At 62.6% G+C, this 24,354-nt stretch carries 41 protein-coding genes; 5 read left to right on the top strand and 36 right to left on the bottom strand.

The genetic code is table 11. The features are described 5' to 3' along the window. Positions 1-86 precede the first annotated feature (86 nt). Positions 87-1,409 carry a replication-associated recombination protein A gene (locus tag ACFORG_RS12500; protein WP_386735868.1) on the bottom strand — a complete coding sequence of 441 codons (1,323 nt, stop codon included), beginning with the start codon at positions 1,407-1,409 and terminating at the stop codon, positions 87-89. Between the two features lie 3 nt (positions 1,410-1,412). After that, positions 1,413-2,795, bottom strand: coding sequence for a trypsin-like peptidase domain-containing protein (locus ACFORG_RS12495; protein ID WP_386735867.1), 1,383 nt, complete (start codon positions 2,793-2,795; stop codon positions 1,413-1,415). 124 nt (positions 2,796-2,919) lie between these two features. Here ACFORG_RS12495 and ACFORG_RS12490 point away from each other — a divergent pair, with 124 nt between their 5' ends. Both ACFORG_RS12490 and ACFORG_RS12485 read left to right on the top strand, forming a co-directional pair. Continuing rightward, complete coding sequence (locus ACFORG_RS12490) at positions 2,920-3,147, top strand: hypothetical protein (protein ID WP_386735866.1); 228 nt, start codon at positions 2,920-2,922, stop codon at positions 3,145-3,147. A gap of 2 nt (positions 3,148-3,149) precedes the next feature. After that, on the top strand, positions 3,150-3,599 hold the full coding sequence (locus ACFORG_RS12485; RefSeq protein ID WP_386735865.1) for a host attachment family protein: 450 nt from the start codon (positions 3,150-3,152) through the stop codon (positions 3,597-3,599). 80 nt (positions 3,600-3,679) lie between these two features. Here the strand turns inward: ACFORG_RS12485 and rplQ are convergent, their stop codons facing one another. From rplQ to ACFORG_RS12380, 21 genes are all read right to left on the bottom strand, one after another. Continuing rightward, positions 3,680-4,099, bottom strand: coding sequence for a 50S ribosomal protein L17 (gene rplQ / locus ACFORG_RS12480; protein WP_386735864.1), 420 nt, complete (start codon positions 4,097-4,099; stop codon positions 3,680-3,682). A gap of 186 nt (positions 4,100-4,285) precedes the next feature. Then, positions 4,286-5,302: a DNA-directed RNA polymerase subunit alpha gene (locus tag ACFORG_RS12475; protein ID WP_386735863.1), complete on the bottom strand. Its 1,017-nt coding sequence runs from the start codon at positions 5,300-5,302 to the stop codon at positions 4,286-4,288. Between the two features lie 118 nt (positions 5,303-5,420). Further along, complete coding sequence (rpsK, locus tag ACFORG_RS12470) at positions 5,421-5,813, bottom strand: 30S ribosomal protein S11 (RefSeq protein ID WP_386735862.1); 393 nt, start codon at positions 5,811-5,813, stop codon at positions 5,421-5,423. A gap of 15 nt (positions 5,814-5,828) precedes the next feature. Next, complete coding sequence (rpsM, locus tag ACFORG_RS12465; protein WP_386735861.1) at positions 5,829-6,197, bottom strand: 30S ribosomal protein S13; 369 nt, start codon at positions 6,195-6,197, stop codon at positions 5,829-5,831. 276 nt (positions 6,198-6,473) lie between these two features. Next, the gene (locus ACFORG_RS12460; protein ID WP_386735860.1) at positions 6,474-7,118 is read right to left on the bottom strand and encodes an adenylate kinase; all 645 of its coding nucleotides are present in this window, start codon (positions 7,116-7,118) and stop codon (positions 6,474-6,476) included. Further along, complete coding sequence (secY, locus tag ACFORG_RS12455; protein ID WP_386735859.1) at positions 7,115-8,479, bottom strand: preprotein translocase subunit SecY; 1,365 nt, start codon at positions 8,477-8,479, stop codon at positions 7,115-7,117. Before secY ends, ACFORG_RS12460 begins: the two co-directional genes overlap by 4 nt. Before the next feature lie 110 nt (positions 8,480-8,589). Beyond that, positions 8,590-9,063 carry a 50S ribosomal protein L15 gene (gene rplO, locus ACFORG_RS12450; protein WP_386735858.1) on the bottom strand — a complete coding sequence of 158 codons (474 nt, stop codon included), beginning with the start codon at positions 9,061-9,063 and terminating at the stop codon, positions 8,590-8,592. Between the two features lie 225 nt (positions 9,064-9,288). Beyond that, positions 9,289-9,504: a DUF1127 domain-containing protein gene (locus ACFORG_RS12445; protein ID WP_386735857.1), complete on the bottom strand. Its 216-nt coding sequence runs from the start codon at positions 9,502-9,504 to the stop codon at positions 9,289-9,291. A 238-nt stretch (positions 9,505-9,742) separates the two neighbouring features. Beyond that, on the bottom strand, positions 9,743-9,931 hold the full coding sequence (gene rpmD / locus ACFORG_RS12440; RefSeq protein ID WP_386735856.1) for a 50S ribosomal protein L30: 189 nt from the start codon (positions 9,929-9,931) through the stop codon (positions 9,743-9,745). A 5-nt stretch (positions 9,932-9,936) separates the two neighbouring features. Then, positions 9,937-10,521 (bottom strand): 30S ribosomal protein S5, encoded by a 585-nt coding sequence (rpsE, locus tag ACFORG_RS12435; protein WP_386735855.1) that lies wholly within the window; start codon positions 10,519-10,521, stop codon positions 9,937-9,939. Positions 10,522-10,631: 110 nt separating this feature from the next. Further along, complete coding sequence (gene rplR / locus ACFORG_RS12430; RefSeq protein ID WP_386735854.1) at positions 10,632-10,991, bottom strand: 50S ribosomal protein L18; 360 nt, start codon at positions 10,989-10,991, stop codon at positions 10,632-10,634. Positions 10,992-11,002: 11 nt separating this feature from the next. Then, positions 11,003-11,536: a 50S ribosomal protein L6 gene (rplF, locus tag ACFORG_RS12425; RefSeq protein ID WP_386735853.1), complete on the bottom strand. Its 534-nt coding sequence runs from the start codon at positions 11,534-11,536 to the stop codon at positions 11,003-11,005. A gap of 12 nt (positions 11,537-11,548) precedes the next feature. Beyond that, positions 11,549-11,941 (bottom strand): 30S ribosomal protein S8, encoded by a 393-nt coding sequence (gene rpsH / locus ACFORG_RS12420; RefSeq protein ID WP_386735852.1) that lies wholly within the window; start codon positions 11,939-11,941, stop codon positions 11,549-11,551. Between the two features lie 12 nt (positions 11,942-11,953). After that, the gene (gene rpsN, locus ACFORG_RS12415) at positions 11,954-12,259 is read right to left on the bottom strand and encodes a 30S ribosomal protein S14 (RefSeq protein ID WP_386735851.1); all 306 of its coding nucleotides are present in this window, start codon (positions 12,257-12,259) and stop codon (positions 11,954-11,956) included. A gap of 18 nt (positions 12,260-12,277) precedes the next feature. Further along, the gene (gene rplE, locus ACFORG_RS12410; RefSeq protein ID WP_386735850.1) at positions 12,278-12,838 is read right to left on the bottom strand and encodes a 50S ribosomal protein L5; all 561 of its coding nucleotides are present in this window, start codon (positions 12,836-12,838) and stop codon (positions 12,278-12,280) included. Beyond that, a complete protein-coding gene (gene rplX, locus ACFORG_RS12405; RefSeq protein ID WP_386735849.1) occupies positions 12,831-13,142 on the bottom strand; it encodes a 50S ribosomal protein L24 in 312 nt (103 codons plus the stop codon). The genes rplE and rplX overlap by 8 nt, the downstream gene beginning before the upstream one ends. 2 nt (positions 13,143-13,144) lie before the next feature. Continuing rightward, positions 13,145-13,513, bottom strand: a complete 369-nt coding sequence (gene rplN, locus ACFORG_RS12400) for a 50S ribosomal protein L14 (protein WP_005621870.1) — start codon at positions 13,511-13,513, stop codon at positions 13,145-13,147. 76 nt (positions 13,514-13,589) lie between these two features. Next, positions 13,590-13,820, bottom strand: coding sequence for a 30S ribosomal protein S17 (gene rpsQ / locus ACFORG_RS12395; protein ID WP_386735848.1), 231 nt, complete (start codon positions 13,818-13,820; stop codon positions 13,590-13,592). Positions 13,821-13,834: 14 nt separating this feature from the next. Further along, positions 13,835-14,035 (bottom strand): 50S ribosomal protein L29, encoded by a 201-nt coding sequence (gene rpmC / locus ACFORG_RS12390; RefSeq protein ID WP_386735847.1) that lies wholly within the window; start codon positions 14,033-14,035, stop codon positions 13,835-13,837. 180 nt (positions 14,036-14,215) lie between these two features. Beyond that, on the bottom strand, positions 14,216-14,887 hold the full coding sequence (locus ACFORG_RS12385; RefSeq protein WP_386735846.1) for a cyclic nucleotide-binding domain-containing protein: 672 nt from the start codon (positions 14,885-14,887) through the stop codon (positions 14,216-14,218). 69 nt (positions 14,888-14,956) lie between these two features. After that, positions 14,957-15,577 (bottom strand): 2OG-Fe(II) oxygenase family protein, encoded by a 621-nt coding sequence (locus tag ACFORG_RS12380; protein WP_386736041.1) that lies wholly within the window; start codon positions 15,575-15,577, stop codon positions 14,957-14,959. A gap of 191 nt (positions 15,578-15,768) precedes the next feature. On the opposite strand from ACFORG_RS12380, the gene ACFORG_RS12375 reads away from it, so the two are divergent. Beyond that, positions 15,769-15,960: a hypothetical protein gene (locus tag ACFORG_RS12375; protein WP_386735845.1), complete on the top strand. Its 192-nt coding sequence runs from the start codon at positions 15,769-15,771 to the stop codon at positions 15,958-15,960. A gap of 99 nt (positions 15,961-16,059) precedes the next feature. Here ACFORG_RS12375 and ACFORG_RS12370 read toward each other — a convergent pair whose 3' ends face one another. Together ACFORG_RS12370 and ACFORG_RS12365 are read right to left on the bottom strand one after the other, a co-directional pair. Beyond that, positions 16,060-16,485 carry an acyl-CoA thioesterase gene (locus tag ACFORG_RS12370; protein ID WP_386735844.1) on the bottom strand — a complete coding sequence of 142 codons (426 nt, stop codon included), beginning with the start codon at positions 16,483-16,485 and terminating at the stop codon, positions 16,060-16,062. Between the two features lie 34 nt (positions 16,486-16,519). Further along, on the bottom strand, positions 16,520-16,741 hold the full coding sequence (locus ACFORG_RS12365; protein ID WP_386735843.1) for a hypothetical protein: 222 nt from the start codon (positions 16,739-16,741) through the stop codon (positions 16,520-16,522). Here ACFORG_RS12365 and ACFORG_RS12360 point away from each other — a divergent pair. Next, on the top strand, positions 16,740-17,189 hold the full coding sequence (locus tag ACFORG_RS12360; RefSeq protein ID WP_386735842.1) for an Lrp/AsnC family transcriptional regulator: 450 nt from the start codon (positions 16,740-16,742) through the stop codon (positions 17,187-17,189). The two genes, ACFORG_RS12365 and ACFORG_RS12360, sit on opposite strands and share 2 nt — an antisense overlap. Positions 17,190-17,191: 2 nt before the next feature. After that, the gene (locus ACFORG_RS12355; protein ID WP_386735841.1) at positions 17,192-17,806 is read left to right on the top strand and encodes a LysE family translocator; all 615 of its coding nucleotides are present in this window, start codon (positions 17,192-17,194) and stop codon (positions 17,804-17,806) included. A gap of 91 nt (positions 17,807-17,897) precedes the next feature. On the opposite strand, the gene rplP is transcribed toward ACFORG_RS12355, so the two are convergent. The 11 genes from rplP to ACFORG_RS12300 all read right to left on the bottom strand — a co-directional run. Then, positions 17,898-18,311 (bottom strand): 50S ribosomal protein L16, encoded by a 414-nt coding sequence (gene rplP / locus ACFORG_RS12350; RefSeq protein WP_386735840.1) that lies wholly within the window; start codon positions 18,309-18,311, stop codon positions 17,898-17,900. A 13-nt stretch (positions 18,312-18,324) separates the two neighbouring features. Beyond that, entirely contained in the window at positions 18,325-19,041 is a 717-nt protein-coding gene (rpsC, locus tag ACFORG_RS12345) for a 30S ribosomal protein S3 (protein WP_386735839.1), read from the bottom strand. After that, positions 19,041-19,421 (bottom strand): 50S ribosomal protein L22, encoded by a 381-nt coding sequence (rplV, locus tag ACFORG_RS12340; RefSeq protein ID WP_386735838.1) that lies wholly within the window; start codon positions 19,419-19,421, stop codon positions 19,041-19,043. Before rplV ends, rpsC begins: the two co-directional genes overlap by 1 nt. Before the next feature lie 3 nt (positions 19,422-19,424). Beyond that, entirely contained in the window at positions 19,425-19,703 is a 279-nt protein-coding gene (gene rpsS, locus ACFORG_RS12335) for a 30S ribosomal protein S19 (protein ID WP_317057057.1), read from the bottom strand. A 3-nt stretch (positions 19,704-19,706) separates the two neighbouring features. Beyond that, positions 19,707-20,549, bottom strand: coding sequence for a 50S ribosomal protein L2 (gene rplB / locus ACFORG_RS12330; protein WP_386735837.1), 843 nt, complete (start codon positions 20,547-20,549; stop codon positions 19,707-19,709). A 258-nt stretch (positions 20,550-20,807) separates the two neighbouring features. After that, entirely contained in the window at positions 20,808-21,503 is a 696-nt protein-coding gene (locus ACFORG_RS12325) for a YoaK family protein (protein WP_386735836.1), read from the bottom strand. Between the two features lie 90 nt (positions 21,504-21,593). Beyond that, positions 21,594-21,890 carry a 50S ribosomal protein L23 gene (locus tag ACFORG_RS12320; RefSeq protein ID WP_386735835.1) on the bottom strand — a complete coding sequence of 99 codons (297 nt, stop codon included), beginning with the start codon at positions 21,888-21,890 and terminating at the stop codon, positions 21,594-21,596. Beyond that, positions 21,887-22,504 (bottom strand): 50S ribosomal protein L4, encoded by a 618-nt coding sequence (rplD, locus tag ACFORG_RS12315; RefSeq protein ID WP_386735834.1) that lies wholly within the window; start codon positions 22,502-22,504, stop codon positions 21,887-21,889. The genes ACFORG_RS12320 and rplD overlap by 4 nt, the downstream gene beginning before the upstream one ends. Next, positions 22,501-23,226, bottom strand: coding sequence for a 50S ribosomal protein L3 (gene rplC / locus ACFORG_RS12310; RefSeq protein WP_386735833.1), 726 nt, complete (start codon positions 23,224-23,226; stop codon positions 22,501-22,503). Before rplC ends, rplD begins: the two co-directional genes overlap by 4 nt. A gap of 19 nt (positions 23,227-23,245) precedes the next feature. Then, complete coding sequence (gene rpsJ, locus ACFORG_RS12305; RefSeq protein ID WP_024809816.1) at positions 23,246-23,560, bottom strand: 30S ribosomal protein S10; 315 nt, start codon at positions 23,558-23,560, stop codon at positions 23,246-23,248. A 587-nt stretch (positions 23,561-24,147) separates the two neighbouring features. Then, a partial coding sequence (locus ACFORG_RS12300) for an EF-Tu C-terminal domain-related protein (RefSeq protein ID WP_449284305.1) occupies positions 24,148-24,354 on the bottom strand: 207 nt, incomplete at its 5' end.

Raw genomic sequence — 24,354 nt, 5'->3', positions numbered from 1 at the left:
CGCGCGCAGGGCGCGCGGCGGTTGTCCGAAACGGCAGCGGCGCAAACGAACGGCAGCCATGGCGGAGGAGACCGGCACGCCGGGCGTCATTCCTCCGCGGATCTCTGCAACCGCAGTTTCGCGAAATACTCCAGCCGCTTTTTCAGTTCGCGCTCGAACCCGCGCTCGACGGGTTGATAGAGTTCGGGGCGCTCCAAACCGTCCGGGAAATAGTTCTGACCGGAAAACGCGTCTTCGGCATCGTGGTCATAGGCATAGCCCTTGCCGTATCCCTGCTCTTTCATCAGGCTGGTCGGCGCGTTGAGGATGTGCTTGGGCGGCGGTTCGCTGCCCGACTTCTTGGCCAGGCGCATAGCGGCGTTATACCCCATGTACCCGCCGTTCGACTTGGGCGCCAGCGACAGGTAGATCACCGCCTGCGCCAGCGCCAGTTCACCCTCGGGAGAGCCGAGCCGTTCATAGATCTCCCAGGCGTGCAGGCAGATCGACTGCGCCTGCGGATCGGCAAGGCCGATATCCTCGATCGCCATGCGCGTGATCCGCCGGGCGAGATAGCGGGGATCCTCACCGCCAGTCAGCATGCGCGACAACCAGTAAAGCGCCGCGTCGGGATCGGAACCGCGGACCGATTTGTGCAGCGCCGAAATGAGATTGTAATGCTCATCGCCCGACTTGTCGTATTTCGTCGCGCGGCGCATCAGCCGCGCGGCCAGCGCCTCGCGATCAAGCGGCTGGGCGACGGTCCATGCCGCGACCTGTTCGACGAGGTTCAGCAGGGCGCGACCGTCTCCGTCGGCCATCTCCTGCAAGGCCTCGCGCGCAGAGGTATCGAGCGGCAGCTTTTTCCCCAACTCTCCCTCGGCGCGCGTCGTCAGGGCTTCGAGTTCCGCCATCGACAGACGCTCGAGGACCAACACTTGGGCACGGCTCAGAAGCGCGGCATTCAACTCGAAAGACGGGTTCTCGGTCGTCGCGCCCACGAGAAGGATAGTGCCATCCTCCATATGCGGCAGGAAACTGTCCTGCTGTGCCTTGTTGAAGCGGTGGATCTCATCGACGAAGAGCAGTGTCCCCCGCCCGTTCGCGCGCCGCATCCGCGCCGCCTCGAACACTTTCTTCAACTCGGCGACACCGCTGAAGATGGCACTGATCTGGACGAAATGCAGATCGGTCTCTTGCGCCAGAAGCCGGGCAATCGTGGTTTTGCCAACGCCCGGCGGGCCCCAGAACACGAGGCTCGACAGGCTGCCGGAGGCCAACATGACACCCAAAGGCGCCTCGGGCCCAAGCACCTGCGCCTGTCCGATCACATCGGAGAGTTTGCGCGGGCGCAGGCGGTCGGCAAGGGGGCGTGGCGCGGTGCCTTGCGGATCGGGTGCCTGTGATGGTGTGTCGAAAAGATCGGCCAAGAGTCAGAGCCTCAGGCGCAGGGTAACGGGCTGCCCGCGCCGCAAAAGGTCGAACCGCAACCAGCGCCCCGTTTCGCGCAGGACCTGCACGAGGTCGCCGGGCCGCTCCACCGCCTCGCCATTGACCGCGGACAGAATATCACCGCGCTGCAACCCCGCGCGCACGCCGTATGGGCCGGGATCCTCGACCACGACACCCTCGGCCGAAAGCGGCAGGTTCAGGCGTAGGATGACCGCTGGATTGACGCGCGCGACGGCGAGACCGGGCAGAACGCTCCGCTCATCCAGAACCGTTTCTTCGGCCGGTGGCTCATCAGGCGGCGGCATCAGCGCGACGCGCCGCTCATCGCGTTCGCCATCACGCAAACGGGTCATGGTGACTTCGCCCCCGATCCCGGCGATCGACATGCGAAACATCATCTCGGACGGGGAATTGACCTCTTCGCCATCCACGTGGGTGACCGTATCACCAACCCTGAAACCAGCCTGCCCGACCGGGCTGTCGGGGTGCAGATCGGATATCACGACCCCTTCGGGAAAGGTCAGGCCAAAGGATTCGGCGATCCCTGCACTCATTGGCTGTCCAGCCATGCCTGCCCAGGGACGCTGGAAACTCTCATGGCCCGCACGCGCCTGCCGCAGGAATTCGGTTACAAGGTTGGCGGGGATCGCGAACCCGATGCCGTTCGACCCGCCCGACCGGCTGAGGATCGAGGTATTGATCCCGATCAGATCGCCATTCACGTCGATCAGCGCGCCCCCGGAATTGCCCGGGTTGATCGCCGCATCGGTCTGGATGAAATAGCCGCGCGCATTTCCCGTCGCCACGCCGGAACGGGCAAGCCCCGAAACGATACCGCTGCTGACCGTTTGCCCGATGCCGAACGGGTTGCCGATGGCCAGAACCAGTTCGCCGACTTCGACCTCGTCGCTATCGCGAAGCCGCAGAAAGGGAAGATGCTCGGCGTCGTCCAGACGGAGGATGGCAACATCGCTTTCCTCATCGCCCAGGACCACCTCGGCGGAAAACTCGCGACGGTCTGCAGTCACGACGCGAATTTCCGACGCCTGGCCCACCACGTGGTAATTCGAAACGACATACCCGTCATCGCTGAGGATCACGCCCGAACCCAAGGAGTTCTGAACACGTGGGCGCGGGCTGGGCACATCGCCAAAGAAGTCGCGAAAGAACGGGTCGGAAAAAAGCCCCCGCTGCCGTCCGGGGCGAATGATCCGGGCATAGATGTTGACCACGGCAGGCCGCGCCTCGCGGACCACCGGGGCGAACCCCATGGAAATCTCGGCCTGGCTTTTCGGCACGCGCGTCTCGGCCTGAACGGGGTGGGCCAGCGTCAGGGCGGCCAGCAGGAACAGGCTGCGAAGCATCAGAGCCTCCTTTTCGTTTCGCGCCACAGATATGCGCGGCGCGTCCCGGCATTGCAAGCCACCGCCCGGAACAGAACGCGCACCCGCGGGTTAAACTGGGACCACGAAGAAAAGGAGGTCCACAATGGCCAGACGCTATCGCTCCGAAGACGGAACACGTGAGACCGAGGAGTTCATCGACAGCGAAGAAACCCCTTCGCAGCAGGGGCGCGCGGGTGGTAACCTTGAGCGCAAGGTTGGTACGCGCGACCTTCAGAAAGAGGCCGAACAGAGTCGCCCGGGTGCAACGCGCGTCCGCAAATCCGACGAGTTGCAGGATTACGACGTGAACACGACCAACGGAAAGGTGTGACCATGGCCGAGATCAAACAGGGGACCTGGGTTGTCGTGACCGACAGCGAGAAGGCGCTTTTCCTTGAAAACCAGACCGATGGCGAGGATCCGAACCTCGACGTCGTGCGCATCGAGGAGCAGGAGAACCCCTCGGATCGCGAGCAATCGGCAAACCGACCGGGCCGCATGCAGGACACCGGTGTTGGACAACGCTCGGCGCTGGACGACACCGACTGGCACGAATTGGCCAAGGAACGCTTTGCCGCCGACCTGTCGGATATCCTCTACAAGCAGGCCCACAAGGGCAAGTTCAGCGAGCTTGTTCTTGTCGCCTCGCCGCAGGTTCTGGGTGAGCTGCGCAAGGATATGCACCAGGAGGTGACGAACAAGATCGTCGCCGAGGTGGCCAAAACGCTGACCAATCACCCGATCGACGAGATCGAGAAGCTGGTCAAGGCCGAGATCGCCTGACCCCTCTCAAGGCATTGTCACAAAACAAAAAGGCCGCCGGTTCGCCCGGCGGCCTTTTCAGATCCGATGATCGCGTGCGATCAATCCTCGGCGTCTTCGAACTCGGCCACGCGGGCCTTGTCGGCTGCGCCCTTGGCGTCGACGTCACGGTCGACCAGTTCGATGATCGCCATGGGCGCCATGTCGCCGTAGCGGAATCCTGCTTTGAGAATACGGACATAGCCGCCTTGACGGTCCTTGTAGCGGGGGCCGAGAACCTCGAACAGCTTGGCGACGTCCTTGTCCTCTTTCAGGCGCGAGGCGGCCAGACGGCGTGCGTGCAGGTCACCGCGCTTGCCCAGCGTGATCAGCTTTTCGACGATCGGGCGCAGTTCCTTGGCCTTGGGCAGGGTGGTCTTGATCTGCTCGTGCTCGATGAGCGAGCCGGCCATGTTCGAGAACAGCGCCTTGCGGTGTTCGTGGGTACGGTTGAGGCGGCGGTAGCCTTTTGCGTGACGCATTTTTCAATCTCCGATGTGCCCTCTACGGGCGGTTTGCTTTGTCCGGCGGCCGATGCGTGTCAGCCGCTCACCTTGGGGCGGAATGCCCGTTTTGACCGTTTTGTACATGCCCCCGGCGGGGGAATGACCGTTTTGTACATCGCGGCGCGAGAGGGGGTACCGCCTGGTACCCCCCGCCCGGTTGGATCAGAACGAGTCCTCGTATTTCTTGGCGAGGTCCTCGATGTTGTCGGGCGGCCAGTCATCCACGTCCATCCCGAGATGCAGCCCCATGCCCGAGAGCACTTCCTTGATCTCGTTGAGCGACTTGCGACCGAAGTTCGGGGTGCGCAGCATCTCGGCTTCGGTCTTCTGGATGAGGTCGCCGATATAGACGATGTTGTCGTTCTTGAGGCAGTTGGCCGAGCGCACGGACAGCTCCAGCTCGTCCACCTTCTTGAGGAGGAGCGGGTTGAATTCCAGACCGTCGTCGTCGTCCTGGCGGGAGGCCGATTCCGGCTCGTCGAAGTTCACGAAGATCGACAGCTGGTCCTGCAGGATGCGCGCGGCATAGGCCACGGCGTCCTCGGGCGTTACGGACCCGTCTGTCTCGATCTTCATCGAGAGCTTGTCATAGTCCAGAACCTGTCCCTCGCGGGTCGGCTGCACGTCATAGGCGACGCGCTTGACCGGCGAATAGATCGCGTCGATCGGGATCAGGCCGATGGGCGCGTCCTCGGGCTTGTTCTTGTCGGCGGAGACATAGCCCTTGCCGGTGTTCACGGTGAGTTCCATGAACAGGTCGGCGCCGTCGTCGAGGTGGCAGATCACGTGATCGCGGTTCAGGATCTCGATGCCGGCCGATTCCGAGATGTCGCCAGCGGTGACGACAGCCGGACCCTTGGCCTGGATCGACAGGCGCTTGGGCCCTTCGACTTCCATGCGCAGGGCAACCTGCTTGAGGTTCAGGATGATGTCGGTAACGTCCTCGCGCACGCCCGCGACCGAAGAGAACTCGTGCAGGACGTTGTCGATCTGGACGCTGGTGATTGCCCCGCCCTGGAGCGAGCTCATCAGGATCCGGCGCAGGGCATTGCCCAGGGTAAGACCGAAGCCGCGTTCCAGCGGTTCGGCGACCACGGTTGCCTGACGCGCGGGATCGTTGCCCGGCTTGACGTCAAGCTGGGTCGGCTTGATCAGTTCAGCCCAATTCTTGTGGATCATGTAAACCCTCCATTCCTGTCTGTGCCCCATGACCGGCAAGGCGCAGACGCCCGAGGTAAAAAAACGGCGGACCGGGGCCGCGCGCAATGGCGCGGCCCCGGCGAATAATTCCGAATTGTCAGACGCGGCGGCGCTTCGGCGGACGGCAGCCGTTATGCGCGATCGGCGTCACGTCGCGGATCGACGTGATGTTGAAGCCGACGGCAGCCAGCGCACGCAGAGCCGATTCACGACCCGAACCGGGGCCCTGAACTTCGACTTCGAGCGACTTGACGCCATGTTCCTGCGCCTTGCGGCCGGCGTCTTCGGCGGCCATCTGCGCGGCGTAGGGGGTCGACTTCCGCGAACCCTTGAAGCCCATGGTGCCGGCGGACGACCACGAGATCGCGTTGCCCTGCACGTCCGAGATAAGGATCTTGGTGTTGTTGAAGGACGAGTTCACATGCGCCACACCGGTGGCGATGTTCTTGGAGACCTTCTTCTTGCCTCCGCGACGGGTATCACGTGCCATGTTTCAGCTCTCCCCTTACTTCTTCTTGCCTGCGATGGGCTTTGCGGGGCCCTTGCGCGTGCGTGCGTTGGTATGGGTGCGCTGACCGCGCACGGGGAGATTCCGGCGATGGCGCAGACCGCGGTAGCAGCCCAGGTCCATCAGGCGCTTGATGTTCATCTGAACTTCACGGCGCAGGTCACCTTCGACGGTGACGTTGGCATCGATATGCTCGCGGATGGCGAGGACTTCGGCATCGGACAACTCGTTCACGCGCCGGGTCTGGTCGATGCCGACGGCATCACAGATTTCCTTGGCGGTGGTGTTGCCGATTCCGGTGATGTAGGTGAGGGCGATAGGTACCCGCTTGGCAGTCGGGATGTTAACGCCGGCAATACGTGCCACGTGTCACTTTCCTTTTCGTTGCGGTTCCGTAACTCCAGAACCTTTTTTCACAACGCTTGACCGTGGCAGTGTTACCAGAGGGCCCAGCATTTTGAGGTGGTCATTGGCGAACGGGCGAATCCCGCGCACCGGGTTGATTCCCAGAGGGATGGGGGTGACTAGGGGTATTTGCCCCGGAGGTCAAGAGCCCCGGCCACAATTACCCCTTGCGTCGAGGTCCGGCGCCCCAGGGAGGGGCGAACCCGCCCTGCCCTGCCTGCGTCCGGTTCGCGGCGTTCAGGCGTCGAGAACCTTGGCGATGGCGGCCTGAACGCTCTTGATCTCGCCCAGCCCGTTGACGCGGGACAGGTCGCCCTTGGCGTAGTAATAGCCGATCAGCGGCGAGGTTTTCTTGTAGTATTCCATCAGCCGTGTCTTGAGGCTTTCCTCGTTGTCATCGGCCCGGCGCTTGAACTCGGTTCCGCCGCAGTTGGAGCATTTGCCATCCGCCGGGATCGGCTTGGTGATGTCGTTATAGACCTCGCCGCAGCTGCCGCAGGTCGAGCGCGCGGAAATGCGGGCGACGAGCGCCTCGTCATCCACCTGCATCTCGATCACGGCGTCCAGCGTTTCATCCATTTCCGACAGCAGGTTCGACAGCGCGTCGGCCTGGGCCAGCGTGCGGGGGAACCCGTCGAAGATGAAACCGCCCTGGGCGCCCTGCTCCAGCTTTTCTCGGATCAGGCCGATCACGATCTCGTCGGTGACAAGCTCTCCCCGTGCCATGACCTCGGCCACGCGCTGGCCCATTTCGGTGCCGCTGTCCTTGGCCTCGCGCAGCATGTCGCCGGTCGACAGCTGCACCATGCCGCGCGTTTCGACCAGGTGCCTTGCCTGAGTACCCTTGCCCGCGCCCGGCGGTCCCAACAGAATGATATTCATCGACGAGCGGGTCCCTTCTTGCCGCGTTTCTTACCCTTGCCGCGCAACTGTGACTTTTCGATCAGCCCTTCGTATTGATGCGCGAGGAGGTGGCTTTGCGCCTGCTGGATCGTGTCCATGGTTACGGACACGATGATGAGAACCGAGGTGCCGCCGAAGTAGAACGGGATGGCGAACTGACCGCGCAGGATCTCGGGCAGCAGACAGACGGCCGCGAGATAGGCCGAACCCAGCACGAGGATGCGGTTGACCACGTATTCGAGGTATTCGGCGGTGCGCTTGCCCGGACGGATGCCCGGCACGAAGCCGTTCTGGTTCTTGAGGTTGTCGGCCACGTCATCGGGTTTGAAGGCCACGTTGAACGTATAGAAATAGGCGAAGAACACGATCATCGTGGCGAAGAACAGCAGGTAGAGCGGCTGTCCGGGGCCGAAATTCGCCAGCAGCCACGACATGATCGGGCCATTCGCGCTGCCTTGGCTGAAAGTCGAGATCGTGACCGGCAGCAACAGCAGGGACGAGGCGAAGATCGCCGGGATGACACCCGCGGGGTTGACCTTGACCGGCAGGTGCGAGGAGCCGCCGTCATAGACCTTCATCCCGACCTGGCGGCGCGGATACTGGATGTGGATCTTGCGCAGCGAGCGTTCCATGAACACCACGAAGGTCAGAACCACGATCACCATGACGATCACGCCGACGATGACCGCCGGGCTGATCGCGCCGCTGCGTCCGCTCGCAAAGAACTGCGCCATGGCGGCGGGAACCTCGGCGATGATGCCGACGAAGATGATGAGCGAGATGCCGTTGCCGATGCCGCGTGCGGTGATCTGTTCACCCAGCCACATCAGGAACATCGTGCCGCCCACCAGCGTCACCATGGTCGAGAAACGGAAATAGAGGCCCGGATCGGTCGCCAGATCGCCCGCCTCGAGCGAGACGGCAAGCCCGTAAGCCTGCACGGTGGCCAGCGCCACGGTGCCGAGGCGCGTGTACTGGTTGATCTTCTTGCGGCCCTGCTCGCCCTCTTTCTTGAGCTGTTCGAGCGAGGGCACCATGGCCGTCAGGAGCTGAACGATGATCGATGCCGAGATGTAGGGCATGATGCCCAGGGCAAAGATGCCCATGCGTCCGAGCGCGCCGCCTGTGAACATCGACACCATGCCGCCAATGCCCTGCCCGGCCTGTTCCATGAACTCGCGCAGGGCCGACCCGTCGATTCCGGGCACCGGGATGAAGGTGCCGAGGCGGTAGACGATGAGCAAGCCCAGCGTGAACAGGATGCGGTTGCGCAGATCGGTGGCCTTGCCGAGGGCGGACCAGCTCGTGTTCGCCGCCATTTGTTCTGCTGCTGATACCATGAATCGGTCTCTCTGATGCAAACGCCGCCCGGAACCGTTTTCCGGCTCGGGCGGCGTTCAGGGAAAACTTCGGTGTCTATGTAAGCGGGTCAGCGCCCGCCCACAAGCCGTTACTCTGCCGCGGCAGGTTTCGTGACCTTCAGTGAGCCGCCCGCTTTCTCGACCGCCTCGATGGCGGATTTCGATGCGCCGGTGACCTCGAGGTTGACGACCGAGGTCAGCTCGCCCTTGGCGAGAACGCGGACACCGTCAAGCTTGCGGCGCACGAGGCCGGACGTGACGAGCGTCTCTTCGGTGATGGCGTTGCCAGCGTCCAGCTTGCCTGCGTCGACGAATTTCTGGATCAGGCCCAGGTTCACGACGGCGAATGCCTTGCGGTTGGGCTTGTTGAAGCCACGCTTGGGCAGACGCTGATAGAGCGGCATCTGGCCGCCTTCATAGCCGTTGATGGCCACACCCGAACGGGATTTCTGACCCTTGATACCGCGTCCGGCGGTCTTGCCCTTGCCGGAACCGGGGCCGCGCGCGACGCGCTGTTTTCTGGGCGTTGCGCCCGGATTGTCACGGAGTTCGTGCAGTTTCATATCGCTTCTCCACAAGCCGGATGTGACCCCCGAAGCGTCAGGGCCAACCACGGCGTTTCTTGTTTGATTCTTCGTCGCCCACCGGGCCACCGGGGGCGTATAGACGCCTGCGCCGCCCGTTGCAAGCACCGCGCCCGTGATGGGCGGGGTGTCTGCCACGAAAAAACGCCCCGCAAGGGGGCGTCGATCGCGCCGTGGCCATGTGCCACGATCGGGGTCAACGGGTCAGCGCGCGCAGAACCGGTCGCGCACGACGTCGTCGATGTCGCAGCGACGCAGACCGATATCGGCCAGTTCGCGCTCGCTCAGGCCGTTCAGCTCGTTGTAGGTGCGGCGCATTTCCGCGTCGCGCTGACGCGCTTCGCGCAGGCCCGCGAAAACAGAGCGCAGGCGGCTCGCCAGCGATGATCCGAAGGTCGGGTTGGTCGTGATATGGGCCATGGTAAGACTCCTTTTTTATTGCGCCGGGGACGCTCCCCAGCGGTCGTCATGGTCATGTCGTTTTACGGTCAGGCGGAGATAGGGATGGCCCAGGACCCGCACAATGGACAAGCCTGCGGAGCCGTCATGCAGCGCGTGCATGGCTGCGGATCAGGGCGGGACGACCACGAAAAAGGCCGCCCCCGTCAGGAGCGGCCTTGTCATTTTGGTCTGCTGCGCCAGTTGCGCAGCGCGCCGGTCAGTCGCGCTCTTCGACGATCTCGACCAGGTGCGGGATGCGGTTGATCATGCCGCGGACCGAGGGCGTATCCTCAAGCTCACGGGTCTTGTGCATCTTGTTCAGGCCCAGGCCGATCAGCGTTTCACGCTGGATGGCGGGGCGGCGGATCGGCGAGCCGACCTGCTTGACGACGATGGTCTTTGCCATGGCTCTCACACCTCCTCGGCGACGTTGACCTCGGCAGAGGTGGTCTGAACCTCATCCCGCTTGGGCAGGATGTCGGCGACCTTCTTGCCGCGGCGCGCAGCGACCGAACGGGGCGACTGCTCCTTCTGGAGGCCGTTCAGCGTGGCGCGGATCATGTTGTAGGGGTTCTGCGAGCCGAGCGACTTGGACACGACGTCCTTGATGCCCAGCATCTCGAACACGGCGCGCATCGGACCACCGGCGATGATACCGGTACCTTCGGGCGCGGTCCGCATGGTCACCTTGCCGGCGCCGTGACGACCATACATGTCGTGATGCAGGGTGCGGCCTTCTTTCAGCGGCACGCGGATCATCTGGCGCTTTGCTTGCTCGGTCGCCTTGCGGATCGCCTCGGGCACTTCCTTGGCCTTGCCCTTGCCGAAGCCCACGCGGCCCTTCTGGTCGCCGACGACCACGAGAGCGGCGAAGCCGAAGCGCTTACCACCTTTCACGGTCTTCGAGACGCGGTTGATCGCTACGAGACGATCGGCGAATTCGGGGGCCTCGTCGCGGTCACGACGGCCACGGCCCCGGTTTTCACGTTCTGCCATGTCGGCATTCCTTTTCTACGTGGCGCCTCGGCGCCGGTTGGTCCGATCCCTGGTGACCGCGCGAAGCGGTCCCGGATCATCGGGGGGACGGCAGGCGTCCCCCACAGCTTTCAGAGCTTGAGCCCACCTTCACGCGCGGCGTCGGCCAGAGCCTTCACCTTGCCGTGAAACAGGAAACCGCCGCGGTCGAAATATGCTTCTTCCACACCGGCCTTCTTTGCCCGTTCGGCAATTGCCGCGCCGACCTTGGTGGCCGCCTCGACATTGTTCTTGCCGACGACACCCAGGTCCTTTTCGAGGCTGGAGGCCGCTGCCAGGGTCACGCCGCGCACATCGTCGATCAGCTGGACGCTGATGTTCTTGTTGCTGCGGTGCACGCTGAGGCGCGGACGCCCGGCGTTGACCTTGCGGAGCTTGTTCCGAACGCGCAGGCGGCGCTTCAGAAACAGGGTACGTTTGCTGCTTGCCATTTTTCGCGTCCTTACTTCTTCTTGCCTTCCTTGCGGAAGATGAACTCGCCCTTGTAGCGGATGCCCTTGCCCTTGTAGGGCTCGGGACGGCGCCAGTCGCGGATCTGTGCCGCCACTTCGCCCACCTGCTGCTGGTCGGTGCCTTCAACCACGATTTCGGTCTGCTTCGGCGCCGAGATGGTGATTCCCTCGGGCGCTTCGAAGTTGACATCGTGGCTGTAGCCGAGGTTCAGCTTCAGCGTGTTGCCCTGCATCTGGGCACGGTAACCGACGCCCTGGATCTCGAGCTCTTTCTTGAAGCCCTCGGTGACGCCCTGGACGAGGTTCGCGACCTGCGTGCGGCTCATGCCCCACTGCTGGCGCGCCCGCTTGGACTTGCCACGGGGTTCGACGCGCACGGCGCTTTCCTCGACCACGAGGGTCACGTCGTCGGTTGCGGTGAAGCTGCGGGCGCCTTTCGGGCCTTTCACTTCGATGGTCTGGCCGGACACAGAGGCGGAAACGCCACTGGGCAGCTCGACCGGTTTCTTACCAATACGAGACATCTGCAGCCCTCCTTAGAATACGGTGCAGAGCACTTCGCCGCCAACATTCTGGCTGCGGGCGTTCTGGTCCGACATCACGCCCTTGGGCGTCGAGACGATGGACACGCCCAGGCCCTGGCGAACCTGCGGGATGTCCTTGACCGCCATGTACACGCGACGGCCGGGCTTGGAAACGCGCTTGAGTTCGCGGATCACGGGCTCGCCTTCATAGTACTTCAGGCTGATCTCGATGGCCGGGTGGCCATTCACGTCGGTCGTCTTCTCGTAACCGCGGATGTAGCCTTCGTCGGCCAGAACATCGAGAACCCATGCCCGCAGCTTGGACGCGGGGGTGCTCACGGTGCTCTTGTGGCGCAGCTGGGCGTTGCGGATGCGGGTGAGCATATCGCCGATAGGATCGTTCATCTCACTCCCTCCTTACCAGCTCGACTTGACCATGCCGGGGATCTGCCCCGACGAGCCCAGATCGCGCAGCGCGATACGGCTGAGCTTGAGCTTGCGGTAATAAGCGTGCGGACGGCCCGTCAGCTGGCAGCGGTTGTGCAGCCGGGTCGGCGAGCTGTTGCGCGGCAGTTTCGCCAGCTTCAGGCGCGCTTTGAAGCGCTCTTCCATCGGGCGGCTTTCGTCATTCGCGATTTCCTTGAGCTCGGCGCGCTTCGCGGCGTATTTTGCCACCAGGCGCTCGCGCTTCTTCTCGCGCTCGATCATGCTTTTCTTAGCCATGTCTATTCCTCCGGACGCTTACGACGTGAAGGGCATGTTGAACAGCTTCAACAGGCTCTTTGCTTCGGCGTCGGTTTTCGCTGTGGTGGCGATGATGATGTCCATGCCCCAGACTTCGTCGACCTTGTCGAAATCGATTTCCGGGAACACGATGTGCTCCTTGAGACCCATGGCAAAGTTGCCACGGCCGTCGAAGGACGGCTTTACACCACGGAAGTCGCGGATGCGGGGCATCGCGATGGTGATGAGGCGGTCGAGGAATTCGTACATCCGGTCACCGCGCAGGGTCACCTTGGCACCCAGCGGCATCTCTTCGCGGACGCGGAAGCCGGCGATCGACTTCTTCGCCTTGGTCGCCACGGCCTGCTGGCCGGAGATCTTGGTCAGGTCCTCGACGGCGGCTTTCGCCTTCTTGGAGTCCCTCACCGCCTCGGCGCCACAGCCGATGTTCAGCACGATCTTGTCGAGCTTCGGGATCATCATGTCGTTCTTGTAGCCGAACTCTTCTTTCAGAGCGGCCTTGATCGACTCGACATACTGCGTGCGCAGACGCGGGGTGTAGTTTGCGGTATCAAGCATCGATCACGTCCCCCGTGGTCTTGGCGAAGCGGACCTTCTTGCCGTCTTCCATGCGGAAGCCGACGCGGGTTGCCTTGCCGTTCGCATCCAGCAGCGCAATATTGCTGAGGTCGATCGGCAGCGCCTTGGGCAGGCGGCCGCCCTGGGAATTCTGCGACTGGCGGGTGTGGCGGATGGCCATGTTCACGCCTTCGACCACGGCCTTGCCGGCCTTGGGGTCGACGGACGCGATGGTGCCTTCCTTGCCCTTGTCGCGGCCCGCGAGAACGACGACCTTGTCGCCTTTGCGAAGTTTCGCAGCCATGATTACAGCACCTCCGGAGCCAGCGAGATGATCTTCATGAAGTTCTTCGCGCGAAGTTCACGAACAACCGGTCCGAAGATACGGGTACCGACGGGCTCGTTGTTGTTGTTCAGGATGACGGCAGCGTTGCGATCGAAGCGGATCGCGGTGCCGTCTTCGCGACGGACTTCCTTGGCGGTGCGCACGACGACGGCCTTGCGGACGTCACCTTTCTTCACGCGGCCGCGCGGGATGGCTTCCTTGACCGAGACGACGATGATGTCGCCCACGGATGCGTATTTACGCTTGGAACCACCCAGGACCTTGATGCACTGCACCCGGCGTGCGCCGGAGTTGTCAGCGACATCCAGATTGGTCTGCATCTGGATCATGTGGTTTCTCCCGACCTATGGGGGCTGTTCTTGTTAGCTCCCCCAGGGTTTCGATTAAACTGTGAGCGCCCGCGGCTTATGCCTCGAGCACTTCCCAGCGCTTCGTCTTCGATTTCGGCGCGCACTCGATGATGCGGACCGAGTCACCCACCTTGTAGGTGTTGTTCTCATCGTGAGCCCGGTACTTCTTGGACTTACGGATGGTCTTTTTCAGAACCGGGTGCGTGAAACGGCGTTCGACGCTTACGGTTACGGTCTGGGCGTTGGCGTCGCTGGTCACGGTGCCTTGCAGGATACGTTTGGGCATCTTTCGGGCTCCTCTTACTCAGCGGCCGCTTTGGCTTTTTCGTTCAGCACGGTGTTGACGCGTGCCACATCGCGACGGACAGCCTTGATCCGTGCGGTGCCTTCAAGTTGACCGGTGGCCTGCTGAAAGCGCAGGTTGAAGGCCTCTTTCTTCAGGTTTGCCAGATCTTCCTGGAGCTGATCCGGGGTCTTGTCACGCAGTTCCTGGGCGTTCATCGCCTTTTCCTTTTTTCAATACACCAGAGGGCCCCGATTGCCGGGTCACCCTAACCCTGGTGGATATGACAGATAGACATGCGACACCCCCGACTCGGGCCGGGGCGTTGCAAGATGCCGCTCTATAAGGGTGTCGGACCCAAAGGGCAAGCTATTCCTGAAAGAAATCGCGCTTCGCGCTCAGGTCTGGCCGTCGCCAGCGTTCTGGTACATCAGTTTCGCACGCATGTCCCGTGCGATCCCGGCCTCGACCACCGCCATGGCGGCGTGATTGGTTTCGCGCAGGCGCAGCAGCTTGGGCCGTTCGATGCGCCAGGCACGGGCCGGGGTCGACACGACCGTCGTGGCCGAGGCGGCATCGTCCCCCATCAGCGACATCTCTCCGATGAAATGTCCGCCCGAGACCGTCCGGATCGCCCGCCCGCCGACCTCGACCGAAACATCGCCGCTGGCGAGATAGGTCAGGAATTCGGGACACGCGCCCTGCCGGGTCAGAACGGTGCCGGGCGCGAGGTCTTCCCACCGGCCACGGTCGAAAAGCCGCCGCGCCTGCCCAGGCGAGAGTCCGTGGAGCAATCCGGAGCGAAAATGCTCTTCTTCGGGCGTAAAGGTTGCCCGGCGATCATTGCGCCACAGGATCAGAAGCTCGGCCACGTTGACCAGCACGAGCAGCGTCTGCCAGAACACGCCGACGGGATTGTTCAGCCAGAAATAGTCGAAAGCGATGCCTGCCAGCGCCGAGGCGATGACCAGAAGCCGCAGCCAGAGCATCCGGCGCATCAGCATCGACAGCACCAGCAGCAGATAGGACAGGTGGCCGGCCCAGCCGTCGGTGATGAAACTCAGGTCCAAGGGCATCTACTCGTGACGAAACGACAGCAAGACGATCATCGCAGAGCCTGCCCCCGCGTCAATGGCTGCTCAGTCCCAGCGATAGTTGAAACTGACGCTGATCCTCTCGTCCTCGGCCATGTTCATCGGCACCTCGTGGCGCAGCCAGCTTTCCCACAGCAGGACGTCGCCCACCTCGGGCTTCATGTAAATGAAGGGCTGCAATTCCCGACGCGCATCCTTGCGCCGGGTCGGCGCCGCCATCATCCGGGCCGAGCGCGGATCTTCGAGCTTGAGCGCGCTGGCGCCCTCGGGCATCGCGACATAGGTGGTGCCCGAGATGACGGAATGCGGGTGGATATGCGACCCGTGGGTACCGCCCTCGGGCAGGATGTTGATCCAGAGATCTTCGAGCTTGAGGGCGCGCCCGTCGAGATCGAATTCCAGATCCTCGGCAAACGCCGCCACGTGCGCATCGAGCGATTTCACGAGCTCGGCAAAGATCGGAAAGCGCCACGGCAGATCGGTGAGCGAGGCATATGACGTGTAACCGGGATAGCCGTTCTGTTCGCACCAGTCCTGCCCGGCCTCGTCATCCTCGGCGATGGAGTAGCATGACCCTGCCAGCTCGGCCGGGTCGATTGCAGGTGCCCGCTCGGACAGAGCAGCGCGGTAAAGACGAGTAACGAAGAGGGATTCGATCTGTGCCATGGGCGGGTGATAGCGCAGCGGCCAAGTACTGGCGAGCCTCCATTTCACGCAGACCGCCTGCACCGGTGGCAATGTTCTGGCAACCCTTCCGGGACAAAGCACAATCCTTGCCCCAAAGGAAACCTGCGCCTAGGCTCTGGAATCAAGCCATGCGTTGAATGCATCGGCTTCCTGCAAGGAGAACACTGACCATGAAGTTGAAAATTGCCACCGCCTGCGCATTTGCCCTGTTTCTTGCTGCCTGCGGCCAGAACGAACCCGTTCCGGTCGCGCTGAACCCTGAACCGATCTACGACAAGTACGGCACGCCGAGCTGCGCCCCCGGCTATGTCGTCGCGACCTCGGCATCCGGCCAGACGGTCTGTTCGCCGGTCGACGGCTGATCTGAGATCCACCAGGTCACTGCGGTCCGCCACCAGACCGATGGCGGGCCGCACGAAGCGGTATCGGACAGATACCGCGCATTGCGTCCGGGCACAGCATTACTCCCCGGCCGGTTCCTGCACACAAGCCAGCAGCGCGGTTCGCACCTCGTCGGGCCAGGGGATCGAGCAATGCTTGTCGAGATCACTGGCCGCCAGCACCTGCGTCGAAGACCAGCGTTGTTGCCCTTCACAACTGATCTCGTGACGGATGGTCACCGACGACCGGCCGACCTTGAGCACGGTAACCTCGAACTCCAGCTCTTCACCGAAAAAGGACGGGCTGGAGAAATCGCTCGAGATGTGAACGGTCGGCGTACCCCAGCGATCCTCCCAGATGATCTTGTGCCACGGGAAGCCGAGATGCAGCCAGAACTCCTCGTTCACACCATTGAGGATGTTGAGGTAGGACGGGAAATAGGCGGTGCCTGAAATGTCGCAATCGCCGAAATTGAGCATCCTTTTGGTCTTGAACGGAACTTGCACTGCTGTCCTCCTGTGGCTTGGTGGTCTGTTTCTCTTATGAAAAGGCGCGGCTGAAAAACAGGGGTTTCCTGCCCGCTGCGCCGATCCGCGCTGCCTGCGGCCCGCAGATGCCAGCGCCGGCGCGTTCGGCACTTTGGCCGTTTCGCCGAAAATTATTCGGGAATTGTAGGCTTTTTCGTTTATTTTCCTTGAAAACCTCGGGGTCATGGAGGATACGGCGGTTAACGACCCCATTCCCCGAAAGAAGAACGGCCATGGATGACATCGACCGCAAAATCATCGAACTTCTGTCGCGCGATGCACGACGCTCGCTTGCCGATATCGGCAGCGTCGTCGACCTCGCCCCTTCAAGCGTGAACGACCGGATCCGCAGGCTGACCGCCTCGGGTACGATCAGGCGCTTTACCGTGGATGTCGAACCTGCGGCGGTCGGAATGGGTGTACTGGTCTATGTCTGGATCGCGCTGCGCGAAGATGCGGATGAGGCAGCATTTCGGAACCATGCCGTCGCGCATCCCGCTATCCTTGAATGTCATCACGTCACCGGCGCGTGGTCCTACCTCGTCAAGCTGCGGATCGCCGAGATGTCCGATATCGAGACCTTCCTTAGTGGCCTCAAGACGAAGAGGTTCCTGGGCCGCAGCGAAACGGTCATCGCACTGTCCTCGGCCGTCGAGGGTGCACACGTCTTGAAGGAGGCGTGAGCGTGGACCCCGTGTTGTTCTTCAAGAGCTTGTTTCTGGGCCTCGCGATCGCCGCCCCCCTGGGACCGATCGGGGCATTGTGCATCAACCGCACGCTCGAGCACGGCTTTCCCGCCGGGGTCGCAGGCGGATTGGGCACTGCGCTTGCGGATGGTGTCTATGCCGCGCTGGCCGCGCTTGGTTTCGCTGCTTTTTCGCAGATGTTGGGTGTGATCGACGTGCCGCTGCGGTTGCTTGGCGGCGCCTTCATGCTGTGGCTCGGCTGGAAAAGCCTGGCGCCCAGCCCGAACAGGACCGCCGCCAGCATATCCGCCCATGACCTGATTGGCACGACGGCGGCCACCTTTGCGCTGACCATCACCAACCCGATGACCATCCTGTCCTTCGCCGCGATCTTTGCGGGGCTCGGTCTGGCCTCGGGCACTGGCTCGGGCGGGGCCGCGCTGGTGGTGATCGGCGTTTTCTTTGGATCCATGTTGTGGTGGTCGTTACTGAGCGGCGGCGTGGCGCTGGCACGGCACCGCCTTCCACCGTCATTCAGCTTGTGGGTGTCGCGGCTGAGCGGTGTTGTCCTAATCGCTTTCGGCCTGTGGGCCATCGGATCGGCATTCACCTGAGTCCCCTGCCCTGCAAACAGAAAAACCCCCGACGCTTTCACGCCGAGGGCTTTGATTATCGCCGGTGGGCGGGAGTGTCCCCGCCGCTCCGTTACCAGTCTTCGCGCTGAACGACGCGGGTCTTGATCGGCAGCTTCATGGCGGCCAGGCGAAGCGCCTCGCGGGCGATCTCTTCGCTGACGCCGTCGAGCTCGAACATGACCCGGCCGGGCTTGACCTTGGCGGCCCAGAAATCGACGGAGCCCTTACCTTTACCCATCCGGACTTCGGTGGGCTTCGAGGTGACGGGCGTATCCGGGAAGATCCGGATCCACACGCGGCCCTGACGCTTCATGTGGCGCGTCATGGCACGGCGGGCGGCTTCGATCTGGCGCGCGGTGACGCGCTCAGGCTGGAGAGCCTTGAGGCCGAAGGTGCCGAAGTTCAGGTCGGACCCGCCTTTTGCCAGGCCCTTGATCCGGCCCTTCTGCATCTTGCGGTATTTTGTACGCTTAGGTTGAAGCATCTCTTACGTCCTCTCAGCGATCACGGCGACCGCCGCCCGCGCCGCGGGGTGCAGGGCCGTCCTGGAGTTCCTGTGCCTTGCGGTCACGTGCCGAAGGATCGTGTTCCATGATCTCGCCTTTGAAGATCCAGACTTTGATCCCGATGATGCCATAAGGCGTCTCGGCTTCGGAATGTGCATAGTCGATATCGGCCCGCAGGGTGTGCAGGGGCACGCGGCCCTCGCGGTACCATTCGGTCCGTGCGATCTCGGCGCCGCCCAGGCGGCCCGCGACGTTCACCCGGATACCCAGGGCACCCATGCGCATGGCGTTCTGCACGGCACGCTTCATCGCGCGACGGAAGGACACCCGGCGCTCCAGCTGCTGGGCGATGCTTTCGCCGACCAGCTGCGCGTCCAGCTCGGGCTTGCGGACCTCGACGATGTTGAGGTGCAGTTCCGAGTCCGTCATCTTGGCAAGCTTCTTGCGAAGCACCTCGATGTCGGCGCCCTTCTTGCCGATGATGACACCCGGACGTGCCGTGTGGATCGTGACGCGGCACTTCTTGTGCGGACGTTCGATGATCACGCGGGCGACACCGGCCTGCTTGCATTCCTTCTTGATGAAATCGCGGATCGCGATGTCCTCGAGCAGGAGGTTACCGTAGTCCTTGGTATCGGCGTACCAGCGGCTGTCCCAGGTGCGGTTGACCTGAAGGCGCATGCCGATCGGATTGACTTTCTGACCCATTAGGCTTGCTCCTCAACTTGCCGCACCTTGATGGTGAGTTCCGAGAACGGCTTCATGATTTTGCCGAACCGGCCACGCGCCCGCGGACGGCCACGCTTCATCACCAGGTTCTTGCCGACCCAGGCCTCGGCCACGATCAGCTCGTCGACATCCAGGTTGTGGTTGTTCTCGGCGTTGGCGATCGCGGACTGAAGGCATTTCTTCACGTCCTGCGCGACACGCTTGTTGGAGAAAGTCAGGTCGGTCAGCGCCTTCTCGACTTTCTTGCCGCGGATCATCGCTGCAACGAGGTTCAGTTTCTGCGGGCTGGTGCGAAGCATGCGGACCTTGGCCATCGCTTCGTTGTCAGCCACGCGGCGGGGGTTCTTTTCCTTGCCCATGACTTACTTCCGCTTCGCTTTCTTGTCCGCGGCATGACCGTAGTAGGTCCGGGTCGGTGCATATTCACCGAACTTCTGACCGATCATGTCTTCGGAGACGTTTACGGGGATGTGTTTCTGGCCGTTGTAGACACCAAAGGTCAGACCCACGAACTGGGGCAGAATGGTGGAACGGCGCGACCAGATCTTGATCACTTCATTGCGGCCCGACTCACGCGACGCTTCGGCTTTCTTCAGCACGTAAGCATCGACGAAAGGGCCCTTCCATACGGAGCGAGACATCGATTAACGCCCTTTCTTCTTGGCGTGCCGCGAGCGAATGATGAGCTTCTGCGACGCTTTGTTCTTGTTGCGGGTCCGGCTGCCCTTGGTGTCCTTGCCCCAGGGAGTAACCGGCGTACGGCCGCCCGAGGTCCGGCCCTCACCACCACCGTGCGGGTGGTCGATCGGGTTCATCGCGACACCACGAACGCTCGGACGCTTGCCCTTGTGGCGCATCCGGCCGGCCTTGCCGAGGTTCTGGTTGCTGTTGTCGGGGTTCGACACGGCACCGACTGTGGCCAGGCATTCCTGGCGGACCATGCGCAGTTCGCCCGAGGACAGGCGGATCTGGGCGTAGCCGCCGTCACGGCCGACGAACTGGGCATAGGTGCCCGCGGCGCGCGCCATCTGGCCGCCCTTGCCGGGCTTCAGCTCGATGTTGTGAACGATGGTACCGATGGGCATGCCCGAGAAGGGCATTGCGTTGCCGGGCTTGATGTCGGCCTTGGTCGAGGCCACCACCTTGTCACCCACGGCAAGACGCTGCGGCGCGAGGATATAGGCCTGCTCGCCGTCGTCATACTTGATGAGCGCGATAAAGGCGGTCCGGTTCGGATCGTATTCGATCCGTTCAACGGTGGCCGCGACATCGAATTTGTTGCGTTTGAAATCGACGATCCGGTAGAGACGCTTTGCGCCTCCGCCACGGCGGCGAGAGGTGATCCGTCCGGTGTTGTTCCGGCCGCCCGATTTCGTCAGACCCTCGGTGAGGGATTTGACGGGACGTCCTTTCCAAAGCTCCGAACGGTCGATCAGCACCAGCCCGCGCTGGCCCGGCGTCGTCGGCTTATACGACTTGAGTGCCATGCTTTCTGTCTTCCGTTTAGCGCGCGATGCCTGTTGGTCTTGCTTGTGGCACCGCTATGTTGAAGGCCCCCGAAGGTGCCCGAGTGTGTAGGGCCCCGAAGGTCCCCGGTTAGATGGCGTTCGACAAGCTTGCGCGTGACGACCTACCAAAAATCACGAGCCCCGGAACGAATCCCGGGGCTTTCCAGATGGGGTCTGATAGGGGAAGACCGCAACCCGGTCAAGTAGGGGTTGCACAGTCCGCGTTCAGCAGGAAATTCAGTCGCGCCGCGCGCGCAAAAACTCCAGCATAGAAACGCAGCCAAGCGGCAGGCCGCAGGCCAGGAACACCCCGGCACCAAGGCGGAGATGGCAAATCGCACCGGCCACCCCGCCCAGCAAGAACGACCCTATCGTGACGCTGTGCAGGATGATCTGCCCGCGGTGGAAGGTACCGCGCTCTTCACGGACCCAAAGCCCCGCGAGCGCAAGCCCCATATCCGTGGCCATGCCCGAGACATGGGTGGTGCGCACGCGGGCCGCCGAAATGCGCGTGGTCACAGCGTTCTGCCAGCCCAGCGTAACGCTAAGCATGAATATCAACGGCATACCCGCCGAAAGCGTCCAGCCGCCCATCCCTCCGATTCCGAGCGTCACCAGAAACAGGGCTTCGGTCAGGATCATCGCGGCGTAAACTCCGCGAAATTGCCGTTTGCGACCATGTTCGATGGCGACACCAGCAACGGTCGCGCCTGTCACGAATACCGCGACCACCGAAATGAACAGCGCCGCCACCCCCCAGTGCCGGAGTGCAAGCGAGTCCGCCAACGCGGAGACATTGCCGGTCATGTTGGCCGAGAACAGCCCCGCCTCTTCGAAGCCGGTCGCGTTGAGGGCGCCGGCCACCGCGGAAAGAAGTGCGGCAAGCCGCAGGTCGATTGCCGCGCTTCGCGCATCACCTTCGAGAATCAACATGAGGCCATCCGGTCCCTACTTCACCGGAAAGAAAAAGGGCCCCTCGCTGTTGCGAGAGGCCCCGTTGGTCCTGTCATCGACAAGGTCCGGTCACAGACCTGTGGACACGTCGATCGTGTTGCCCTCTTCGAGGGTCACGTAGGCCTTTTTCACGTCTTTCCGCTTGCCCAGCTGGCCGCGGAAGCGCTTGACCTTGCCCTTGGTGATGGTGGTGTTGACCGCCTTCACCTTGACACCAAAGAGTGCCTCGACGGCCTCCTTGATCATGGGCTTGTTCGCGTCGATCGCCACTTCGAAGACCACCGCGCCGTTTTCAGACGCCATGGTGGATTTCTCGGTGATGACCGGCTTGCGGATCACGTCGTAATGTTCTGCCTTGGCACTCATTTCAGGCGAGCCTCCAGAGCTTCGACACCCGCCTTGGTGAGCACGAGCGTGTCACGCTTGAGGATGTCATACACGTTTGCACCCATCGTCGGCAGGATATCCAGACCTTCGATGTTCCGGGCGGCGCGGGCGAAATCCTCGTTCACGCTGGACCCGTCGATGACCAGCGCACGCTTCCAGCCCAGGTTCTTGACCTGCTTGGCGAGTGCGGCGGTCTTGCCTTCGGCTGCTGCGTCCTCGATCACGACCAGTTCGCCCGCCTTGGCCTTGGCCGACAGCGCGTGGCGCAGGCCGAGCTTGCGGAACTTCTTGGGCAGGTCGTGCCCGTGGCTGCGCGGGGTCGGACCCTTGTAGATACCACCCTTGCGGAAGATCGGAGCATTCCGGTCACCGTGACGTGCGCCACCGGTGCCCTTCTGGCGATAGATCTTCTTGGTCGAGTAGCTGGTTTCCGACCGCGTCTTGACCTTGTGGGTGCCCTGCTGCGCGTTGTTGCGCTGCCAGCGGACCACACGGTGCAGGATGTCGGCACGCGGCTCGAGGCCGAACAGCGCTTCGTCCAGATCGATGTCACCGGCTTTGGAGCCGTCGAGTTTGATCACATCGAGTTTCATGCTTCACCCCCTTCCGCGGGCGCTTCCTCGGCAGGTGCTTCGGTAGCAGCAGATTTAACGGCGGCCGGGAAAGGCAGACCCTCGGGCGCCTTCTTCTTGACGGCGTCCTTGACGGTGACCCAGCCCGATTTCGGTCCGGGAACGGCGCCCTTGATGAACACCAGGCCACGGTCGGCGTCGGTCTTGACGACTTCGAGGTTCTGGGTGGTCACGCGGGCGGCGCCCATGTGGCCGGCCATTTTCTTGCCCTTGAACACCTTGCCGGGGTCCTGACACTGACCGGTCGAGCCGTGCGAACGGTGGCTGATCGACACACCGTGCGAGGCGCGCAGACCACCGAAGTTGTGACGCTTCATGGCGCCGGCAAAACCCTTACCGATCGAGGTGCCGGTGACGTCCACCTTCTGGCCGGCCAGGAAGTGCTCGGCAGAGATTTCGGCACCCACGTCGATCAGGCCATCGGCGGGCACGCGGAATTCCGCGAGCTTGCGCTTGGGCTCGACGCTGGCTGCCGAGAAATGCCCGCGCATCGCCTTGGAGACGCGCTTCGCCTTGGCGGAGCCTGCACCCAGCTGAACGGCGGTGTAGCCGTCTTTTTCCTCGGTGCGCTGCGCCACGACCTGAAGGCCGTCGAGGTGCAGGACGGTGACGGGGATCTGCTTGCCATCTTCCATGAAGAGGCGGGTCATCCCCACTTTCTTTGCGATGATACCGGAACGCATCTTGATATACCCTCCGATCTTACGACTGCAGCTTGATCTCGACGTCCACGCCAGCGGCGAGGTCGAGCTTCATCAGCGCGTCCACGGTCTGGGGCGTCGGATCCACGATGTCCAGGAGCCGCTTGTGGGTGCGGATCTCGAACTGGTCACGGCTTTTCTTGTCGATGTGAGGGCCACGGAGAACCGTGAACTTCTCGATCTTGTTCGGCAGCGGGATCGGCCCGCGCACCTGCGCACCGGTCCGCTTGGCGGTGTTGACGATCTCCTGGGTGCTGGCGTCCAGAACCCGATAGTCAAATGCCTTCAGCCGGATACGGATGTTTTGGCTTTGCATGATCTTTGCCTTTTGTCAGGCGTTGGGGTTGAGAGGAGGACGCGCGCTCATCGTGCACCCTCATCGAACCCGAACGGCGGGAATCATCCCGCCGCCATGTTCCGTTTGAGAACCCGCGCGCTATACAAGCCAGAGCGGGTTATCGCAAGTGAAAATCGGTGGAGTCGTGTTCCTGTCCGGCACGCCGTGCCAAGGATGGGAACGGATGGGTCCGCAGGAACACGGGCAGACCCATCCGATGAAATTGCGCCCGCCAAAAGGTCTGGGGCAAAACAGGCTGGCGGACGCAGAAGGTCTGAAATCTCCTCCCTTTAATATAAAGATTTCAGCATATGAGTCGGTCATCCGACCTTGATCTGAGTCAAATTTTCAAAAACTTCGCTAAAGATCTTGGAAAACACACCCCAAGCAAAAAGGCCGCCCTTGTTGGGGCGGCCTTCTTTGGGTTCCTGTCGGATCAGTCGATGATCTTCGACACGCTGTTCGTTGCGCGTCTCGGGGTCATCGGCCGATCCTGTCGGATCAGTCGATGATCTTCGACACGCTGTTCGTTGCGCGTCTCGGGGTCATCGGCCGATCCTGTCGGATCAGTCGATGATCTTCGACACGACGCCGGCGCCGACGGTGCGGCCGCCTTCGCGGATCGCGAAGCGCAGGCCGTTTTCCATCGCGATCGGGGCGATCAGCTCGACGGTGAAGGCAACGTTGTCGCCCGGCATCACCATCTCGGTGCCTTCGGCCAGCGTCACGGTCCCGGTCACGTCGGTCGTCCGGAAGTAGAACTGCGGACGGTA

The sequence above is a fragment of the Lutimaribacter marinistellae genome (genome assembly GCF_042648365.1).
GTDB lineage: Bacteria > Pseudomonadota > Alphaproteobacteria > Rhodobacterales > Rhodobacteraceae > Lutimaribacter_A > Lutimaribacter_A marinistellae.
Note: the sequence above shows the minus strand (reverse complement) of the source record. Positions and strands in the feature narration are given on the sequence as shown.

Coding starts and splice junctions, on each gene's coding strand:
- rpmD (WP_386735856.1), bottom strand. CDS start 9,931: ATGGCAAAGACCATCGTCGTCAAGCAGGTCGGCTCGCCGATCCGCCGC.
- ACFORG_RS12490 (WP_386735866.1), top strand. CDS start 2,920: ATGGCCAGACGCTATCGCTCCGAAGACGGAACACGTGAGACCGAGGAG.
- rplX (WP_386735849.1), bottom strand. CDS start 13,142: ATGGCTGCGAAACTTCGCAAAGGCGACAAGGTCGTCGTTCTCGCGGGC.
- rplE (WP_386735850.1), bottom strand. CDS start 12,838: ATGCTTGATACCGCAAACTACACCCCGCGTCTGCGCACGCAGTATGTC.
- ACFORG_RS12360 (WP_386735842.1), top strand. CDS start 16,740: ATGGATGACATCGACCGCAAAATCATCGAACTTCTGTCGCGCGATGCA.
- secY (WP_386735859.1), bottom strand. CDS start 8,479: ATGGTATCAGCAGCAGAACAAATGGCGGCGAACACGAGCTGGTCCGCC.
- rplP (WP_386735840.1), bottom strand. CDS start 18,311: ATGCTTCAACCTAAGCGTACAAAATACCGCAAGATGCAGAAGGGCCGG.
- rplN (WP_005621870.1), bottom strand. CDS start 13,513: ATGATCCAGATGCAGACCAATCTGGATGTCGCTGACAACTCCGGCGCA.
- ACFORG_RS12495 (WP_386735867.1), bottom strand. CDS start 2,795: ATGCTTCGCAGCCTGTTCCTGCTGGCCGCCCTGACGCTGGCCCACCCC.
- rplC (WP_386735833.1), bottom strand. CDS start 23,226: ATGCGTTCCGGTATCATCGCAAAGAAAGTGGGGATGACCCGCCTCTTC.
- rplV (WP_386735838.1), bottom strand. CDS start 19,421: ATGGGCAAGGAAAAGAACCCCCGCCGCGTGGCTGACAACGAAGCGATG.
- rpsE (WP_386735855.1), bottom strand. CDS start 10,521: ATGGCAGAACGTGAAAACCGGGGCCGTGGCCGTCGTGACCGCGACGAG.
- ACFORG_RS12485 (WP_386735865.1), top strand. CDS start 3,150: ATGGCCGAGATCAAACAGGGGACCTGGGTTGTCGTGACCGACAGCGAG.
- rpsQ (WP_386735848.1), bottom strand. CDS start 13,820: ATGCCCAAACGTATCCTGCAAGGCACCGTGACCAGCGACGCCAACGCC.
- rpsH (WP_386735852.1), bottom strand. CDS start 11,941: ATGAACGATCCTATCGGCGATATGCTCACCCGCATCCGCAACGCCCAG.
- rplF (WP_386735853.1), bottom strand. CDS start 11,536: ATGTCTCGTATTGGTAAGAAACCGGTCGAGCTGCCCAGTGGCGTTTCC.
- ACFORG_RS12445 (WP_386735857.1), bottom strand. CDS start 9,504: ATGGCCCATATCACGACCAACCCGACCTTCGGATCATCGCTGGCGAGC.
- ACFORG_RS12460 (WP_386735860.1), bottom strand. CDS start 7,118: ATGAATATCATTCTGTTGGGACCGCCGGGCGCGGGCAAGGGTACTCAG.
- ACFORG_RS12475 (WP_386735863.1), bottom strand. CDS start 5,302: ATGATCCACAAGAATTGGGCTGAACTGATCAAGCCGACCCAGCTTGAC.
- rplD (WP_386735834.1), bottom strand. CDS start 22,504: ATGAAACTCGATGTGATCAAACTCGACGGCTCCAAAGCCGGTGACATC.
- rpsJ (WP_024809816.1), bottom strand. CDS start 23,560: ATGCAAAGCCAAAACATCCGTATCCGGCTGAAGGCATTTGACTATCGG.
- rplO (WP_386735858.1), bottom strand. CDS start 9,063: ATGAAACTGCACGAACTCCGTGACAATCCGGGCGCAACGCCCAGAAAA.
- rpsK (WP_386735862.1), bottom strand. CDS start 5,813: ATGGCACGTGATACCCGTCGCGGAGGCAAGAAGAAGGTCTCCAAGAAC.
- ACFORG_RS12320 (WP_386735835.1), bottom strand. CDS start 21,890: ATGAGTGCCAAGGCAGAACATTACGACGTGATCCGCAAGCCGGTCATC.
- rplQ (WP_386735864.1), bottom strand. CDS start 4,099: ATGCGTCACGCAAAAGGCTACCGCCGCCTCAACCGTACCCACGAACAC.
- rpsS (WP_317057057.1), bottom strand. CDS start 19,703: ATGTCTCGCTCCGTATGGAAGGGCCCTTTCGTCGATGCTTACGTGCTG.
- rpsN (WP_386735851.1), bottom strand. CDS start 12,259: ATGGCTAAGAAAAGCATGATCGAGCGCGAGAAGAAGCGCGAGCGCCTG.
- rpsC (WP_386735839.1), bottom strand. CDS start 19,041: ATGGGTCAGAAAGTCAATCCGATCGGCATGCGCCTTCAGGTCAACCGC.
- rplB (WP_386735837.1), bottom strand. CDS start 20,549: ATGGCACTCAAGTCGTATAAGCCGACGACGCCGGGCCAGCGCGGGCTG.
- ACFORG_RS12380 (WP_386736041.1), bottom strand. CDS start 15,577: ATGGCACAGATCGAATCCCTCTTCGTTACTCGTCTTTACCGCGCTGCT.
- rplR (WP_386735854.1), bottom strand. CDS start 10,991: ATGGCAAGCAGCAAACGTACCCTGTTTCTGAAGCGCCGCCTGCGCGTT.
- rpmC (WP_386735847.1), bottom strand. CDS start 14,035: ATGAACGCCCAGGAACTGCGTGACAAGACCCCGGATCAGCTCCAGGAA.
- ACFORG_RS12325 (WP_386735836.1), bottom strand. CDS start 21,503: ATGTTGATTCTCGAAGGTGATGCGCGAAGCGCGGCAATCGACCTGCGG.
- ACFORG_RS12365 (WP_386735843.1), bottom strand. CDS start 16,741: ATGGCCGTTCTTCTTTCGGGGAATGGGGTCGTTAACCGCCGTATCCTC.
- ACFORG_RS12375 (WP_386735845.1), top strand. CDS start 15,769: ATGAAGTTGAAAATTGCCACCGCCTGCGCATTTGCCCTGTTTCTTGCT.